General features: G+C 73.1%; 14 protein-coding genes. 6 read left to right on the top strand and 8 right to left on the bottom strand.

The window, feature by feature from the left end; genetic code table 11:
• Positions 1 to 110 precede the first annotated feature (110 nt).
• Positions 111 to 728 carry a TetR/AcrR family transcriptional regulator gene (locus ABD236_RS06315; protein WP_344071006.1) on the top strand — a complete coding sequence of 206 codons (618 nt, stop codon included), beginning with the start codon at positions 111 to 113 and terminating at the stop codon, positions 726 to 728.
• A gap of 9 nt (positions 729 to 737) precedes the next feature.
• Here the strand turns inward: ABD236_RS06315 and ABD236_RS06310 are convergent, their stop codons facing one another.
• The 5 genes from ABD236_RS06310 to ABD236_RS06290 form a co-directional block, all read right to left on the bottom strand.
• Positions 738 to 3,938: an amidohydrolase family protein gene (locus tag ABD236_RS06310; RefSeq protein WP_344071004.1), complete on the bottom strand. Its 3,201-nt coding sequence runs from the start codon at positions 3,936 to 3,938 to the stop codon at positions 738 to 740.
• Between the two features lie 82 nt (positions 3,939 to 4,020).
• A complete protein-coding gene (locus tag ABD236_RS06305; protein ID WP_344071002.1) occupies positions 4,021 to 4,392 on the bottom strand; it encodes a toxin Doc in 372 nt (123 codons plus the stop codon).
• Between the two features lie 2 nt (positions 4,393 to 4,394).
• On the bottom strand, positions 4,395 to 4,643 hold the full coding sequence (locus tag ABD236_RS06300; protein WP_344071000.1) for a ribbon-helix-helix protein, CopG family: 249 nt from the start codon (positions 4,641 to 4,643) through the stop codon (positions 4,395 to 4,397).
• Positions 4,644 to 4,714: 71 nt separating this feature from the next.
• Positions 4,715 to 5,494 (bottom strand): class I SAM-dependent methyltransferase, encoded by a 780-nt coding sequence (locus tag ABD236_RS06295; RefSeq protein ID WP_344070998.1) that lies wholly within the window; start codon positions 5,492 to 5,494, stop codon positions 4,715 to 4,717.
• A gap of 46 nt (positions 5,495 to 5,540) precedes the next feature.
• Positions 5,541 to 6,701: a serine hydrolase domain-containing protein gene (locus ABD236_RS06290; RefSeq protein ID WP_344070995.1), complete on the bottom strand. Its 1,161-nt coding sequence runs from the start codon at positions 6,699 to 6,701 to the stop codon at positions 5,541 to 5,543.
• 122 nt (positions 6,702 to 6,823) lie between these two features.
• Here ABD236_RS06290 and ABD236_RS06285 point away from each other — a divergent pair, with 122 nt between their 5' ends.
• Together ABD236_RS06285 and ABD236_RS06280 are read left to right on the top strand one after the other, a co-directional pair.
• A complete protein-coding gene (locus ABD236_RS06285) occupies positions 6,824 to 7,657 on the top strand; it encodes an alpha/beta fold hydrolase (protein ID WP_344070993.1) in 834 nt (277 codons plus the stop codon).
• A gap of 69 nt (positions 7,658 to 7,726) precedes the next feature.
• Positions 7,727 to 8,626 (top strand): SCO4651 family lipoprotein, encoded by a 900-nt coding sequence (locus ABD236_RS06280; protein ID WP_344070991.1) that lies wholly within the window; start codon positions 7,727 to 7,729, stop codon positions 8,624 to 8,626.
• Between the two features lie 67 nt (positions 8,627 to 8,693).
• Here ABD236_RS06280 and ABD236_RS06275 read toward each other — a convergent pair whose 3' ends face one another.
• Entirely contained in the window at positions 8,694 to 9,458 is a 765-nt protein-coding gene (locus tag ABD236_RS06275) for a helix-turn-helix domain-containing protein (protein WP_344070989.1), read from the bottom strand.
• Positions 9,459 to 9,959: 501 nt separating this feature from the next.
• On the opposite strand from ABD236_RS06275, the gene ABD236_RS06270 reads away from it, so the two are divergent.
• Complete coding sequence (locus ABD236_RS06270) at positions 9,960 to 10,583, top strand: histidine phosphatase family protein (protein WP_344070987.1); 624 nt, start codon at positions 9,960 to 9,962, stop codon at positions 10,581 to 10,583.
• Positions 10,584 to 10,679: 96 nt separating this feature from the next.
• Entirely contained in the window at positions 10,680 to 11,492 is an 813-nt protein-coding gene (locus ABD236_RS06265) for an SDR family NAD(P)-dependent oxidoreductase (protein ID WP_344070985.1), read from the top strand.
• A 13-nt stretch (positions 11,493 to 11,505) separates the two neighbouring features.
• On the opposite strand, the gene ABD236_RS06260 is transcribed toward ABD236_RS06265, so the two are convergent.
• Positions 11,506 to 12,537 (bottom strand): helix-turn-helix transcriptional regulator, encoded by a 1,032-nt coding sequence (locus ABD236_RS06260; RefSeq protein ID WP_344070983.1) that lies wholly within the window; start codon positions 12,535 to 12,537, stop codon positions 11,506 to 11,508.
• A 225-nt stretch (positions 12,538 to 12,762) separates the two neighbouring features.
• On the opposite strand from ABD236_RS06260, the gene ABD236_RS06255 reads away from it, so the two are divergent.
• A complete protein-coding gene (locus ABD236_RS06255; protein ID WP_344070981.1) occupies positions 12,763 to 13,134 on the top strand; it encodes a hypothetical protein in 372 nt (123 codons plus the stop codon).
• Positions 13,135 to 13,205: 71 nt separating this feature from the next.
• Here ABD236_RS06255 and ABD236_RS06250 read toward each other — a convergent pair whose 3' ends face one another.
• Entirely contained in the window at positions 13,206 to 15,434 is a 2,229-nt protein-coding gene (locus ABD236_RS06250; RefSeq protein ID WP_344070979.1) for an RICIN domain-containing protein, read from the bottom strand.
• Between the last annotated feature and the right edge of the window lie 477 nt (positions 15,435 to 15,911).

Genomic DNA, 15,911 nt, shown 5'->3' with positions numbered 1-15,911 from the left:
GGGCCTCCCGCCGAGCGGAACGGAACGGCACCGTTCCGGCTCGTACGGCGCGAACGTACACCCGCCGGAACACGGAACGCAACCGTTCCGTTCCGTGTTAGCCTGCGATCATGGCCGGCACCCGTGACGACGAGACCAGACGCCCGCCCGCCGGCGCGGGTGTGCTGCGCGAGTCCGTGACCGAGACGATCCGCCGGGCGATGTTCGAGGAGCTCGCGGAGTCCGGGTACGCGCGGATGTCCATGGAGGCCGTGACCCGCCGCGCGGGCGTCGGCAAGGCCGCGCTCTACCGCCGCTGGCCCTCCAAGGAGGCCATGGTCGTCGAGCTGGTCTCGCAGGCGGCGGCCGCCCACATCCCCACGACGACGGACTCGGGGTCGCTGCACGGCGACGTCGAACGGTTCGTCCGGGAGACCCTGCGGGCGCTGCGGCACCCGCTGGTGGGCCGGATCCTCCCCGACCTGCTGGCCGAGTCCGCCCGCAGCGCGTCCCTGCACGACGCGCTCCACCTCACGGTCCTCGGCCCGCGCCGCGCGGCGGTCGCCACCCTCCTCGACCGCGCGACCCTGCGCGGCGAACTGCCGCCCGACATCGACACGGCCCTGGCCACCGACCTGTTCGGCGCGCCGCTGTACTTCCGTATGCTCGCGGCGGGCGGCCCCACCGACGACGCCTATGTCACCCGCCTGACCCACGCCATCGTCGCGGCGGTCGGCGCCAGCCGCTGACGGCCCCGCTCACCCGGGCAGCACGGCCTCCAGGTCGCAGCATCCGCCGCGCCGCATCAGCCGTCCCACCGACAGCCATTCCTCGTCGTCCGCCGCGTGCCGCTCCGGCTGCCGCCGCTCGAACGCGGCCACCAGCTCCGCGGTCTCGTACGGGACTCCGCCCCGCAGCACGCAGACCGTCCGGACCATCGTCGCGAAGTCCTCGAACGGGTCGCCGTCCACCACGGTCAGATCGGCGAGCTTGCCCTCCTCCACGGTGCCCAGGTGCCGGTCGACGCCGAAGAGGCGCGCCGGGTGCACGGTCGCGGTGCGCAGGGCCGCCGCCGGGGAGAGCCCGGCCCGGTGCAGCGCCCGCAGCCCCATGTGCAGGGAGAGGCCGACGGGCACGAGCGGCGCGTCCGTGCCGAGCGCGACCAGGCCGCCGGCCGCGAGCACCCGGCGGTAGACGTCGGTCTCGGTGCTCAGGGTGGCGAGCTGGGAGGCGGTCGGCGGCGCGCCCGCCGTCTGCCGCACCAGCGCCGAGTCCCACGGCGGCATCACCGCGGTGACCCGGGGATCCGCCGCGAGCCCGGGATCGGCGCCGATCAGCGGCGTCGCGGTGAAGGGGGTGGCGATCAGCGCGAAGTGCACGCCGCGCGCCGAGTAGACCTCCACCACGTCCTCGTACGCGCGCCCGGACGCGGTGGTGGCATGCCCGTACTCGGCGCGCTGGGTGGCCTGGAGATGGGTCGTCAGGTCCTGGCCCAGCTGGACGCCGGGCGACAGCAGATGGCTTCCGGCGCGCACTCCCAGGCGCTCGTGCGCGAACCGCGCCGCCTCCTCCATCACCCAGCCGGGCGCCCGCACATAGGTCTTGACGAAGTCCCAGTCGAGCGCGGCACCCCGCTCCAGCGACCGGCGCAGCCCCTCCCGGGTGCGGTGGGCGCGCCCCATGCTGTACGCCACCCGGGAGCCGTCCAGCAGCTCCCCCGTGGTCAGCAGCCGGGGACCGGCGAGCTGCCCGGCGGCCACCGCCTCCCGGATCCGCGCCTGTTCGTGGGCGAACCCGCCGAGCGAGACGGCCGTGGTGATCCCGTAGGTGAGCTGGCCCACCGTCTGGCGGCCGCCGTAGGTGCTCTGCCAGGGGTGGGTGTGCGTGTCCCACAGCCCGGGCACGACCGTACGCTCCGCGGCGTCGATCCGCCGCAGCGCGCGGCGGCCCCGGTGCGGCTCGACGGCGGCGACGCGCCCGTCTCGTACGACGATGTCGACGTCGTCCCGGACGTTCTCGCCGGTGCCGTCCCACAGCCTTCCCGCGTGCACCACCGTGTCGGCGGGCGTGGGCCGGTGCGCCTCCAGCGGGATCCGCACGGTGCGCGCGGGGCCGCCGTCGGCGCCGATGAGCCGCAGCCGTGAACCGGACAGATACAGCAGCGTCCTGGCGTCCCCCGACCAGGACGGGTGGTCGGCCGCCTCGTCGGTCAGGGTGCGCGGCGGGCCCTGCGGGGTGCCGTCGGGGGCGACGGGCAGCAGACAGAGCGCGGACTCGACGATCAGCGCCATCCAGCGCCCGTCGGGCGACCAGACGGGTCCCGAGTCGTACCGGTCGGACACCGACACGTGCGGCGCCACCGCGTGCAGCCGGGCCGTACCGGTCTCGGTGTCGACGACCCGGATGAGGTTGTAGCCCTCCCTGAAGCGGGCGTTGAGGCGGTTGCGGTCGCAGAAGGCGAGGTGGCGGCCGTCCGGCGACCAGCTGGGGCGGCCGGGCAGCCCGCCGCCGCCCAGCGGCGCGGCCAGGACGCGTTCGGTGCCGGCGGCCAGGTCGCGTACGACGAGGTGGCCGGTCATGTCGAGGCAGGCGAGCCGCTTGCCGTCGGGTGAGAGCGCCGGGTGCACCCGGCCGCCCGTCGCCAGCGTGGTCTCCTCGCCGGTGGCCAGATCTCGACGGTGGACGCCGAGCAGTCCGTCGCGGTCGTCGCAGTAGAGCAGCGCCCGCCCGTCGCGCGTCCAGACGGGGCCGAGCAGATAGCGCGTCGGCGTCGACTCGCGCAGCCGCTCGGGCGGCCGCGCGCCCGAAGTGTCGGCCAGCCAGAGCGTGTTGAGGGCGGCGAACGCGATGCGCCCGCCGTCGGGCGAGAGCGCGGGCAGATGGACGCCCCGCACCGGCCGCGCCCGCCCCTCGCCGAGGTCGTACTCCTTGACCCGGTAGCGCGGCCGCCGCACCGGCAGCACGCCCTCGAACGGAATCGTCTCCGGCTCGCCCGGCCGCTCGGGGCGTACGAGCGTGAAGCGCCCGTCGACCGTCAGCAGCAGCTCGCCCCGCGCCGTCCAGCGCGGGGGCACCGGCGCGATGTCCCCGGCGACGGCGACCGGCTTGCCGTCGACGACGAGCACACAGGAGGCGTTCGGCGCGGCGGTGGTGCGCAGATGGGCGAGGCGGCGGCCGTCGGGCGCGAGCGCGGGGCACATCACCTGCGCGGCTTCGCTCTCGGTGTGCACGACGGCGACCGGCCCGGACCCGTCGGCCGCGACGGCGGCCACGGTCCGCGCCTCCACGGCGAGCCCCTGCGCGGTGGTGACGACCTTGGCGCGGACGAACAGCACGCTCGCCCCGTCCGGCGACCAGGTGGGGTCGAAGTCCTCCCAGGGCCCGTCCTGGAGCGGCCCGTCCTGGCCGGTGAGCCCGGTCAGCCGGGTGAGCCGGCCGGTCCGCAGGTCCAGGACATGGACGCGGTACGGGCTGCCCGCCACCGGGTCGCCGGCGCGCTCGGAGGCGAACGCGATCCGTGTCCCGTCCGGCGACCAGGCAGGCCCCCGGTCGTCCCAGGGCCCCTCGGTGCGCTTGCGCAGCTCCGAGCCGTCCGGCCGCATCGTCCACACATGGAATCCGCCGCCCTCGTAGGCGCAGAAGGCGATGAGCGAACCGTCGGGCGCGTGGACCGGGCGGCCCGGTTCCAGGCCCGCCGGGGTGAGCGGGACCGCCGCGCCCCCGCGCCGGGGCAGCGACCACAGCACGCTCTGGACCTCGGCGACGAGCCGGTCCCCGGCGGGCGAGAGAGTCGCGGATCCGTTGGTGGCCGCGTGGAGCGAGAGCGACAGACCGCCGCGCTCGCGGGCCGCCGAGGGGACCGCTCCGACGGCGGTGACGGCCCCGGCCGCTCCGGCGGCGGCGAGCAGTTGACGACGGGAGAGCGAGCTCGCGGCGGCGCCGCCGGTGTCACGGTCCATGCCCCCACACGCTGGCGCACCACGCTCCCCGTGGGCAACCCTGCCATTCAGGCCAAACGGGTGCGGGCTCGCGGAGTCGAGGCTAGATCCGCCAGGAACGAATCCGGTCGGCCGCGTCGTACGCGTCGGTGTGGCCCGCGTCTATGTCGCGGGCGAGGTCGATGAGCGCGCCGTACGGGGCGTCCAGGCCCTCGCCCGCCGCGTTCATGTACGCCACCACCACCGCCGCGCCGAAGAGCGCGTTGCGGGCGGGCAGGGGGCGCAGCCGGATGATCGCGTGCATCAGTGCGCCGGCCCGCCAGGAGTTGTCGACGGTCGCCTCGACCCGCGGGGTGTTGACGCGGTGGCGGCCGACGGCGGCCACCAGGCCGGAGAAGTCGTGGACCGCGGGCTGCTTGGGCAGCACTTCCGTCTGGCGTTCGAGCAGCCAGCGTATGTCGATGTGGAACTCCACCGTCAGGCGGCCCGCCCCGAGGAGTCCCGCTGGTCGGGGGCGTCGTCCGGGAAGGCCTCGTCGAACGCGTCGCCCTGCTCGGCGATGAAGGAGCGGAACACCTCCGCCGCGCCTTCGAGCCGTGGATCGCGCACCGCCTCGTACGCGGCCCGGGTGATGAGCGCCGTCACCGTCGACCCCTCGGCCGCCGCGCGCTCCTTCAGCAGCGCGTGCAGCTGGTCGTCGACCCGGATCGTCACTGACTTGGACATGCTTCGACCGTACAGCAGGCCGTACAGCGCGGAACCCGTTCCCCCGAATCGCCTCCGCGCCGACCGGCCGCTCACCCGGGGACCGAGCGGACCACCACCAACGAGCCCTCGTACGCGGCCTGCCCGCGCAGCGCGCCGAAGCGCGCGTCCCACGCGCCGCTGTCCAGGTCACGGCGCAGCTCCCGGGCGAACCGCTCGCGCACCGCCTCGTCCACGAAGCTCCAGGCCGAGCACGCCTGGCGGGCGCCGGGGTCGAGCAGCATCTCGGGGCGCCCGTAGTACGCCTCGTTGAAGCCGTCGCGGCACTCCAGCGGGATCGGGACCGGCCGCACGCTCACCCGGCCGCCCAGCGCGTCGGCGATGTCCGCGATCGCCGGGTAGCGGCGCGCCTCGGCGTCCAGCACCTCGGGCGCGTACGCGTACAGCCAGAAGTCGCGCACCAGCGCCGGGTCGCAGGTCAGCACGACCACCGGCCCGCGCGCCACCCGCCGCATCTCCCGCAGCCCCGCCCCGGCGTCGCTCCACTGGTGCACGCTGAACGTGGTCATCGCCGCGTCGAAGGAGCCGTCGTCGAACGGCAGTCGCTCGGCCACCGCGTCGACCGCGGGCGCCAGCCCGGCGGGCCGCTGGGCGCGCATCGAGGCGGACGGCTCCACCGGTGTCACCTCGCGCGCGGCGGACTCGTACGAACCCGCCCCCGCGCCCACGTTCACCACCGTGCGCGCCTGGCCCAGCGCCCGGGAGAGGAACTCCTCGATACGGGGCTCGGGGCGCCGGTAGTCGGCGTACCCGACGCCTATCGCCCCGTAGTCCGCGTCTCCCGCGCTGCCGTCGGCTCTGCGTTCCGTCATGATCCCAATCTACGGGGGCAGCCGTCCCACAACTCCCGGACGGACCTCACGCGTTGGCCGCGTACCGCCAGAAATCCCGCATCCGGTCCGGGAGCGGACTCGGGCCGGCCAGCTCCAGCTGAGTGAGCAGGATGGTCGTCGTGCCGGTGGCCGGGACGATGTGCGCGGCCGTTCCGGTGCCGCCGATCCAGCCGAACCGGCCCGGCACGTTCCACGGGTCGGCCGCCTCGACGTCGACCGCGCCGCCGTAGCCCCAGCCCTGCCCCTCCAGGAACAGCGCGCTCGCCCGGCGCTGGGCCGGGGTGAGGTGGTCGGTCGTCATCCGCCGCACCAGCGCGGGCGACAGGACGCGGTGGCCGTCGACCGTGCCCCCGGCGAGCAGCATCCGTGCGAAGGCGTGCAGATCGTCGACGGTGGAGACCAGTCCGCCCGCGCCGGACGGGAACGCGGGCGGGGTGCTCCACTGCCCGTCCCGCGCGTCGACCAGCTCCAGGCCGCCCTTCTCCGCCGCGCCGGCCCGGTAGTAACCGGTGAAGCGGTCCAGGTCGGCGGCCGGGACCGCGAAGGAGGTGTCGGTCATCCCCAGCGGCCCGAAGATCCGCTCGGCCAGGAACTCGGGCAGCGAGACCCCGCCGGCCCGGGCGATCAGCACGCCCTGGATGTCCGAGCACGTGTTGTACAGCCAGGCCTCGCCCGGCTGGTGCAGCAGGGGGATGTGGCCGAGCGCCGCCATCCACGCGTCCCGCGCCGCCACGTCCTGGGGCCGCGGCGGGCCCTGGAGCAGCTCGGTGAAGAGCGGCTTGACCGCCGGGAGCGAGAAGTCGGCCGGAAAGCCGTATCCGGCGCGGGAGGTGAGCAGGTCCTCCACCGTGATGGGGCGGACGGCCGGGACCACGTCGTCCACCGGGCTCGCGGGCGTACGCACCACGACGGGCGACGCCAGCTCCGGCAGCCACTCGGACACCGGCGCGTCCAGCGCGAGCCGGCCGTCCTCGACCAGCGCCAGCACCGCCGCCGCCACGATCGGCTTGGTCACCGAGGCGATCCGGAAGATCGTGTCCCGGGCCATCGGCGCGCTGCCCTCGGCGTCGGCGGACCCGACGGCCGCCACCTCCACCTCGTCGCCGCGCGCCACCAGGCCCACGGCCCCCGGCGCCCGGCCGTCGCCGCCCACGTGCCCGCGCAGGATGTCGTGCAGCTCACTCATGGGTCCACCTTCGAAAGTCGGTACCGGCACGTCGTAGGACAGACCGGCGCGGCGGCGTGAACTCATCGGTCCCGCTGCCACATCCACGAGAGGTCGCGCCCTTTTCGCGGTATCCCTCCGTTATGGACCCCACGCATTTGGACCACATGGACCCCACGGACACGGTCTGGTCCCCGGACGGAACGCCCCTGGCCTACGAGCGCACCGGGGAGGGGCCGCCCGTGATCCTCGTCGGCGGCGCCTTCTGCACCCGCGAGACCCACCGGGAGCTCGCCGCGCTGCTGGCCCCCCGCTTCACGGTGTTCAACTACGACCGGCGGGGCCGCGGCGCCAGCGGGAACACCCTCCCGTACGCGGTCGGCCGCGAGGTCGAGGACCTGGCGGCCCTCGTCGGGGCGGCGGGTGGCACCGCGCTGCTCTACGGGCTCTCCTCGGGCGGCGCGCTGGCGCTGGAGGCCGTGGCGGGCGGGCTGCCGGTGACGGCGGTCGCCGTGTACGAACCCCCGTACGCCCTGGAGGCCGAGCGGCGGGCCGGGAACGTCCGGTACGGCGAGCGGCTCGCCGCGCTCCTGGCCGACGAACGCCGCGCGGACGCCGTGGAGTTGTTCCTGGCCCGCATCGGGATGCCGCCGTCGGCGATCGACCGGTTCCGGCTCTCCCCGATGTGGCCGGGGATGGTGGCGCTGGCCCACACCCTCGCGTACGACCACGCGGTGCTCGGTGACGCGGCGCTTCCCGTGGAGCGCCTGGCCTCGGTCGGCGTGCCGGTCCTCGCGGTGTGCGGCGGGGACAGCCCGACGTGGCTGCGCGCCCCGGCCGCCGCGATCGCCGGGGCCGTGCCGGACGGGCGTGCGCTGTCGCTGCCCGGCCAGACGCACGAGTTCTCGGCGCGGGCGCTCGCGCCGGTGCTGGCCGGGTTCTTCGAGGGCCGGCAGGGGCCGCCGCTGCCGCCCTGATCTCCTCGCCGACCCTTCCCACCTGCGCAGACGGCTAAGATCACGGGGATTTTTCACAACGGGGAAGGGATGCGGCCTGTGCGCGTCTGGGGCAGGGGCATCGCGCTGGCGACCGCGGGAGCGGCGCTCGCGGTGATGCTGGCGGGGTGCGGAAGCGGTGAGTCCGAGCACGAGGGCGCGGGGGCACCCGAGTCGGAGCGGGGCGAGGGCGGTCCGGGCGAAGGCTCCGGCGGAGGAAGCGGCCAGGCGGGCGACAAAGGAGCCGATGTCCGCGCCGCGTTGACGGCCGCGGCCAGGAAGACCGGCGAGCAGGCCTCGTACAAGACGCTCCAGACAGGGGCGCCCGGCTCGGGCCACTCCGAGATGCTGTTCCAGAAGTCGCCGTCCGCGAGCGTCATCAAGGCGTGGCACCAGCCGTCCAAGGCCGATCCGCGCGGCTTCACACAGATGGTCTCGGTCGGCGGGAAGACCTACGTCTCCACGGACGACCTGCCCGGCAAGAGCTGGTACACCATGGACGACAGCGCGTACGCCGGGCGTGACAAGGGCTCCGGCGGGGCGCGGGCCGCCGGATACGTCCCCGAGTTCACGGGCGCGCTCGCCGCGTCCCCCTCGACCCGGCGCGTCGGCGAGGAGCGGGTCGGCGGGCGCCCGGCCGACCACTACCGGGGCACCGTGGTCATGGACGAGCTGGCCGCGTACACCGGGCCCTCCATCGACAAGGGCGTTCGCGACGGCTATGTCGCCGGCACCCGGCAGCAGGGCATGAAGTCGGTCGTCATCGATGTGTGGGTGGGCAAGGACGGTCTCGTCCTCAAGTCCCAGGAGGCGGGCCGGGGCTCCAAGGGACCCGAGCTCGTCGTCGAGGAGTACTCGGACTTCGGCAAGATCCCGGCGATCACGGCGCCCGCGGCGAACACCGTCGCCACCTGGGAGGAGTTCATCGACGGCCTGTCGCAGCGGTCGTAGGCGGCAGTACGGGCGAGGAACGGGGGTGCCGCCGGGCAGGGCGGCACCCCTGTTCCCTCCGGGCGGGTCAGCGGTTGAAGACGCTGGTGCGGCTCCCTTCGACGGTCGCCGTGCCGTCCAGCGGGGTGTGGTGGGCGAGTCCGAACAGCTGCGCGGGCGTCAGCCCCGCCAGCGCCTTGACGTCGCGGTTCAGATGCGCCTGGTCGTAGTAGCCGCACGCCGCCGCGAGATCGGCGAGCGACGCGTGCGAGCCGCGGGGCATGGCCAGCGCGTGCTGGAACCGCAGGATCCGGGCCACGGACTGCAACGGCAGGCCGATCTGCTCCCGGAAGAGGACCTGGAGCCTGCGGCTGCCACGGCCGGTGGCACCGGCCAGCTCACCCAGCGTCATCCCGCCGTGGCGCGCGCTCAGCCGGCTCCAGGCCTCGGCGACCACGGGGGACGGCACCGGCCCGTCGGCCAGCAGACTCGCCAGCGCGTCGTCGAGCAGTGCCCAGCGTGCCTCCCAGTCCGGCGCCGCGGCGAGCCGTTCGGTCAGCCGCTCCGTCCACCTCTTTCCCAGCAACTCATCGGGGTGCACGGTCTCGTTCGCCAGGTGGTGCATGGATATGCCCAGGCACATATAGGCGCCGAGCGGCGTGAAATCCACTTCGACGGCCTGCCCCGAACCCCGGTAGCCGCCGAGGACGGGTGACGTCCGCAGACCTCCGACCAGCGAGTACAGCGTGCTGCCCGCCGACCCGCTGTCGGCGGCGTCGTACAGATGCAGCGGATCGCCCCAGCCGACGATCAGCGTCACCGTGGCGGCGGGGAGGGTCAGCCTGGCGGGCATCCCTCCCGGTGTGCGCCTGCCCCGGTACTTGACCACCTGACCCCGCAACCAGTCAGGTGCCGCTCGTTCCACACTCTCCCCTCGGTCTTCGGTAATCAAGGATGCTTTGGCCTCCACCTGCAACCCTCTCCTCACCATGCGCGTGTTCCGCCGACCGGAATCCGGCAAGGCAGTGCGCCTTCTTACAAGACCAGCGGTCGGCCTCGGCAGCAGTCTGTGCGGGCAGAGGCAGTGAAGGCCAGGAAGGGAAGAACCCCTGGCCGAATATCGGCCATGGCCCGGGGCCGGGCGCATATGCCCCTGGCCCACGGCCGGTCGAGCGGTGGTACGAGGGGCCCGGCGGGGCCGGCACAGGTCGGTCCGTTTCCCTGTTGTCACCCGCCCACGGGGGTGGCGGGTGACAACAGGAAGGCGGACCGGCGCAGGGGAACCGGAACGTTGACCCCCGCGTCTGTGCGTGCAACCAGACGATCACTGTCTGCCGCACGGAGGACGACGCCCATGCCCGGAACCGCTGCCCGCTACCTGTACCTCGCACGCCACGGCGAGGCCCTTCCGGACGAGAGCGGGCTGACGGAGAACGGGCGGCGCCAGGCCGTCCTCCTCGGCCGCCGGCTCAAGGAGAGCCCGCTCGCCGCGGTGCTGCACAGCCCGCTCGCCCGGGCCGCCGAGACCGCGGCCCTCATCCACGGCGAACTCGACAGCGTCCCCATGGAGCCCTCCGAACTGGCCGGGGACTACATCCCGTACGTGCCCCGCAAGGAGGAACTGCCGCCGCAGTGGGCCGACTCGCTGCTCGACCGGCTGGCGCGGTTCCCCGCCGACATGAGCGAGAAGGGGCGGGAGCTGGCGCCCGCCGCGCTGGAGCGGTTCGCCCGGCCCGTCGAGGGCGACGAGCCGCGCCATGAACTCGTCGTCACCCACAACTTCCTGATCGGCTGGCTCGTCCGCGCCGCGCTCGACGGCCCGAACTGGCGCTGGCAGGGCCTCAACCACGCCAACGCGGCCCTGACCGTGATCCGTTACGCCCCCGACCGCCCCGCCTCCGTCGTCTTCTTCAACGACATGGGCCATCTGCCCGCCGAGCTCCGCTGGACCGGATACCCGCCGGAGTTCCGCGTCTGAGGGCCCGCTTCCGGCGTCTGCCTATGATCATCAAGGGATACGGCCGCGCGGTCGGCCGCACCCGGAGGCACACACGACGACGGAGGCTGAACGGGCATGGCTGAGCGAGAGGTTGTCATCGTCACCGGAGGCGGGACGGGCATCGGCGCCGCCACCGCACGGCTGCTGGGCGAGGCCGGGTACCAGGTGGTCGTCTCCGGGCGCCGCCCCGGGCCGCTGAGCGCGATCGCCGAGGAGACCGGGGCCATGGCCCACCCCTGCGACATCGGCGACCCCGACGCCGTACAGGGCCTGGTGGACGCGACGGTCGCCGCCCACGGCCGCATCGACGCACTGGTGCTCAACGCCGGTACCGGGCGCAGCGGGGCCGTCGGCGACACCTCGGTGGCGGACTGGGACCTGGTGATGCGCACCAATGTGACGGGCCCGTTCCTCCTGCTGCGCAGCGCGCTGCCGCATCTGGTCGAGGCGCGCGGGTCGGTGGTCGCGGTCGCCTCGGTGTCCGCGCTGCGCAACGGCGTGGCCAACGCCGCCTACGCCACGTCCAAGGCCGCGCTGCTCCAGCTGTGCGGCTCCCTCGCCGTCGACTACGGCCCCAAGGGGCTGCGCGCCAACACCGTGTGCCCGAGCTGGGTGCGTACGGAGATGGCCGACCGGCGCATGGCGCGGTTCGCCGACGAGGCGGGGCTGGCGGACGTCGACGAGGCGTACGAGACGGCCACCCGGCTGCTGCCCGCCCAGCGCCCGGGCGAGCCGCGCGAGGTCGCCGAGGCCATCGCGTGGCTGCTCTCGCCCGCGGCGTCGTTCGTCAACGGAGCCACCCTCACCGTCGACGGCGGGGCGACGGCGCTCGACCTCGGAACCGTGCCCTTCGGCTACCGCGTGGAGCGGCGCGAGGACGCGCACTGACCTGCGGAGGCGCTCAGGCCAGCCCGGTCAGCAGCTCCTCGCGGCTGTTCACCCCGGTCTTGCGGTAGATCGCCTTGAGGTGGTCGTTGACCGTGTGCGGCGACAGGTCGAGCCGGCGGGCGATGTGCTTGGTGGGCAGGCCCTGGAGCACTTCCTGCATCACGGTCCGCTCCCTGGTGGTGATCCCGTACCAGACGGAGACGGCCGGCAGCAGCTGCCGGCCGGCGGCGGGTTGGATGGTGACGGCCACCGCGCCCGCCTCCGGGCCCTCCAGCAGCTGGCCGTGGAGCGCGATCCAGCCGTCGCGGGTGGGCACCCGGCTGAGCGCCTGGCCGCCCGCGCGGCGCGCCAGATGCGCGATGTTCCAGACGGTCGCGGTCAGGTCCCGCTCGTCCACCGAGGTGTCGACGGGGGCGAGCAGCCGCATCCACTCGTGCGCCGAGGGCGTGGCCGAGGCGACTTTGTCGTCGGCGCCGACGACCGCGACGCCGGGCGAGAGGCTGTGCCGCGACGGCCGCAGCGGCGTGTCGGCCACGAACCGCTTCAGGGCGGCGGCGAGCGGTTCGGCGAGCGCCTGCGCGTGCGCCGCCTCGGCGGCCGAGAAGGGCCGGCTGCCCCGCTCCCGGACGAGGATGAGACCGCCCCAGGCGACGCGCGCGTGGGTGAGGCCGATGCGCAGCTCGCCGCCGCACCCCTCGGGGACGCTGACGTCGCGCAGCCGTACGCGGTGCCGGTGCCTGGCCGCGCCGAGGCTGACGACGCCGACCTTCGCGGGGCCCGCGACGAGCCGTTCGAAGGGGTGCCGCTCGGCTCCGGCGGCGTCGTCGAGCGCCATCCGGCGCGCGGCGGCCTCGCTGTAGTCGTGTTCCTCGGTGAACAGACAGCTGGCCCTGTTCAGCGGGTCGAGCCCGGCCAGCAGATAGCCGTCGTGCGGCACGAGCCGCCCGAGCTCGTCCGAGAGCGCCCTTCCGAGATCCGGCACGGTCACCGCGTCCGCCGCTTCGGCCGACAGGGCACGAGAAATCGCTTCAACTCCCCCGGTCACCCCACGAGCGTAGCCCCGGGCGTCGGTCCGGTCGCCGCAATTTCGGTGCGCCCATGGTCAATTGACCCCGGGGCGCGCGCCGGGCCGCACGTCAATGCCCAGTTCTGGGGATTTCGGACAATCCAGGGGCGGGGCACAGTCGTTGGCGTGTCGGGCCCGCACACATCTCCACGGACCGTGCTGTTCCCGTGTTCCCCAGCGCACCAGGACCTGAAGGAGAAGTACGTGAGCGATCAGCCTCAGACGCGCCGCGGCGTCATCAGGGCCGCCGGTGGTGCCGCCCTGGCCGCCGGGGCGGTGGCGCTCGGCGCGACCGCGGCGCAGGCCGCCCCGCACCACGGCACCAAGTCCGCCCCGGCGATGCCGCCCGGCGCCGCCGCCCACAACGAAGCGAGGGCCCTCATGGGACTGCCGATACCCGACGAGGTGACGGCGTACCAGAACAACTGGAGATTCTGTAACTACTGCTTCGGCCTGTGGTGGAACGGCAACCCCACCAACGGCGCCTGCCCGTCCAGGAACTCCCCCGACGGCCAGCACCACGGCCAGGGAAGCTGGAACTTCATCCTTCCGGCGAACCCGGCCGAGCACATCTGAGGTCGGCGAAGGACAGGTGCGGGGCGCACGCGGGCAGCGTGCGCCCCGCACCGGGGTGTACGGGCGGCCGGTCAGGGACCGGACACCAGATTCACCACGTTGTTGGAGGAGTTGGCGCTCCCTCCGCTGTTGTTGATGACGTGGTTGATCGTCCCGGTGCCGCCGAGGGAGACCGTCACCATGTCGTGGAAGCGCACGCCCGCCGTGTTCGGCGCCTCGAAGGAGCGCTCGGCCACCACCGACGGGTTGGCGCTGAAGTAGCAGTAGCTGCCCAGGCCCCACGCCTCGTGGCTGGTCACGGTGCTCGCGACCTTGTACGCGTCGTAGCCCCGGGTCGAGCCGTTCATCCAGGCCGACTGGTTCGGCGGGTCGTAGGGCATCTCGTTCTGGAAGAAGTACGTACGGCCGCCGTTGCCGTTCCAGATCACCTGGTGCTGCTGGTAGTGCTCGACGAACAGGCCGTACATGGTCACGTCGGCACCGTTGACGACCAGCCCGGTGGCTGCCGTGTTGCTGGTCCAGCCGACGCCGCTGCCGTGGTCGGCGCGCCACAGCCACATGTGGTCGCCGAGGACGTCCGAGCTGTTGATCACCAGGCTCTGGGTGGCCCGGCCGACGCCCGCGCCGCCGACGCGGAAGAAGACGTCGTGCAGCGAGATCGGGTCGGCGGTGTGCCGCGCGGTCGCGCCCGGGGCGCCGACCCGCATCAGGAGCGCGGAGTTGACGGGCCCGGCGTCGATGAGCAGTCCGGCGACCTTCACTCCGTCGACGTCCGCCACGTCCATCGCGGTGATGCCGTTGTCCGGCACCAGGGTGGCCAGGCCCAGGCCCAGCACGACGGTGTCCGGGCGGTTCACCTCGAGGGTCTGGTTCAGGTGGTAGACCCCGGGCGTGAACAGCAGGTTCTTGCCCTGGGCCAGCGCGCCGTTGATGTCCGCCGCGGTGGCTCCGGGCTTGACCACGAAGAACTGGTCGATCGGCAGCGAGGTGCCCGCGGGGGTGCCGTTGGCCCAGGTCGTGCCCTGCGTGGAGGTCCGCAGCGCGGGGACGAACACCTTGTACGCGCCCGCCGAGTCCACGTACAGGAACGGCTTCTCACGGGTGACGGGGCTCTGCGCCACCGTGGTGTAGGGCGGGCTGGGGAAGGTGTTGGCCGGGGCGTTGGTGTCGCCGACGAAGACCATGTTCCAGTTGGAGCCGCTCCAGCTGCCCCACTGGCTGTTGCGCGAGAGCCACTGCTGCTGCGAGCCGGAGCGCACCTGGCCGTCGATCCTGGAGTCGGCCATGAACCCGCCGCTGGACCAGCCGCCGTCGTCGAGCTGGAGGTTTCCGCGGACGTGCATACGGCGGTACGGGGCGGCCTGCGAGACGGCCCAGCGGTCGCTGCCGCCGGCCGGGGTGACCGAGAGGTTCTCGGCGGAGCGCCAGAAGTTCTGGGTGGCGTTGCCCTGGAACCAGTCGGCCTCGGCGTGCACGGCGCCGTTGATGGTCACCGCGTCCGGCGTCAGCCCCAGCCCGGCCACCTGGGTGTAGAAGCCGACGTTGGCGTCCACGTGGTAGCTGCCCGGCTTGAAGAGCAGGGCGTAGCGCTGGGCGCCGAACTGGTTGGACTCCTGCTGCCCGAAGACCTGGTTGAGCCTGCTCTGGATCGCGGCGGAGGACATCGACGGGTCGAAGACGGACACATTGGGCCCGAGGTCGGGGTTGCCGCCGCTCGGCGGCTGGCTGTCGACGGGGTCGACGCGGAAGGACTGGGCCGTGCTGCCGTTGCACGCGTACTGCTGCATCCGCGCGCCGTCGGCGGTCGAGGCGCCGGGGACGTCGAGGCACTTGCCGCTGTTGCGGTTGACGAAGTGGTACGTCCCGGCGGCCTCCTCGACAGGCTTCCACTGCTGGTTGGCGCCACCGCCGTACGTCCAGAGCTGGATCGGGGCGGCGTCCGCGGTGGAGACGTCGGTGACGTCCCAGGACTTGGTGGCGTCGTTGCGGTTGTCGACCCGGACATAGCCGTCGCCGGTGGCCTGGAACCGCCACTGCTGCGCCGCGGTCGCGTTGCAGGCGTACTGCTGGACGGCGGTGCCGTCCGCGGTCCCGGCCGCCGCCGCGTCCACGCACTTGGCGCTGTGCTGGGCGGACACGGTGACCCAGCCGGTGGGCAGCGGTGCGGCGGCCACGGCTCGGGGGGCGGTGAAAACACCGGTGGTCAAGGAGGCGGCGAGCGCTCCGACGGCCACCAGTGAGGCTGCTCTGCCACGCGCGCTCCGACGGTCGGGCGGAGTGGGGGTTGCGGGAATGGTCATGGCCTCACCCTTTCTTCAAGGCGTGAAGTTAGGGGTCCTCCATGGACACGTCAAGGGTTCAGACCTCGAACGTCTGGTCTGAACCAGGGGCTTGACAAGCTGTTACCTCACCACTTAAGTCACGCGGTGAAATAAGAGGGTTCCGCTAAGGTGTAGACCAATTTTCGGTCATTTCAGGGCGCGTGCGTTCAATAATTGAAGCAATAAGCCGCCCAGTGCGCCGGCACACCGCATTCCTTGAAGTCGAAGGCACCAGGTAGACCAGACGCCGACCCCTTGATCATCATTGTCCGCCTGAGCTGCGGGACTGTCATTTCCTCGCTCGTCAAATTGACGAACCATCACCAAATGCCCCACTAAGCGAAACGACACCGAAAGCCCGTTTCACCCCGTATTGCGGGGCAGATTAATCCCGTCCGACCCGTATCCGAAAATTCCGTTGTCATCTCGTTAAGGGCTAACTTCTTGACGTCATCG

This window comes from Streptomyces crystallinus, from assembly GCF_039521265.1.
Lineage (GTDB): Bacteria > Actinomycetota > Actinomycetes > Streptomycetales > Streptomycetaceae > Streptomyces > Streptomyces crystallinus.
This window is presented reverse-complemented; position numbering and strand designations above follow the sequence as displayed.

What these genes read in the sequence shown, in the direction of transcription:
- ABD236_RS06295 (WP_344070998.1), bottom strand. Translation starts at nt 5,494, where the DNA reads ATGACGGAACGCAGAGCCGACGGCAGCGCGGGAGACGCGGACTACGGG.
- ABD236_RS06275 (WP_344070989.1), bottom strand. Translation starts at nt 9,458, where the DNA reads ATGCCCGCCAGGCTGACCCTCCCCGCCGCCACGGTGACGCTGATCGTC.
- ABD236_RS06285 (WP_344070993.1), top strand. Translation starts at nt 6,824, where the DNA reads ATGGACCCCACGCATTTGGACCACATGGACCCCACGGACACGGTCTGG.
- ABD236_RS06250 (WP_344070979.1), bottom strand. Translation starts at nt 15,434, where the DNA reads ATGACCATTCCCGCAACCCCCACTCCGCCCGACCGTCGGAGCGCGCGT.
- ABD236_RS06300 (WP_344071000.1), bottom strand. Translation starts at nt 4,643, where the DNA reads ATGTCCAAGTCAGTGACGATCCGGGTCGACGACCAGCTGCACGCGCTG.
- ABD236_RS06270 (WP_344070987.1), top strand. Translation starts at nt 9,960, where the DNA reads ATGCCCGGAACCGCTGCCCGCTACCTGTACCTCGCACGCCACGGCGAG.
- ABD236_RS06280 (WP_344070991.1), top strand. Translation starts at nt 7,727, where the DNA reads ATGCGGCCTGTGCGCGTCTGGGGCAGGGGCATCGCGCTGGCGACCGCG.
- ABD236_RS06265 (WP_344070985.1), top strand. Translation starts at nt 10,680, where the DNA reads ATGGCTGAGCGAGAGGTTGTCATCGTCACCGGAGGCGGGACGGGCATC.
- ABD236_RS06310 (WP_344071004.1), bottom strand. Translation starts at nt 3,938, where the DNA reads ATGGACCGTGACACCGGCGGCGCCGCCGCGAGCTCGCTCTCCCGTCGT.
- ABD236_RS06315 (WP_344071006.1), top strand. Translation starts at nt 111, where the DNA reads ATGGCCGGCACCCGTGACGACGAGACCAGACGCCCGCCCGCCGGCGCG.
- ABD236_RS06290 (WP_344070995.1), bottom strand. Translation starts at nt 6,701, where the DNA reads ATGAGTGAGCTGCACGACATCCTGCGCGGGCACGTGGGCGGCGACGGC.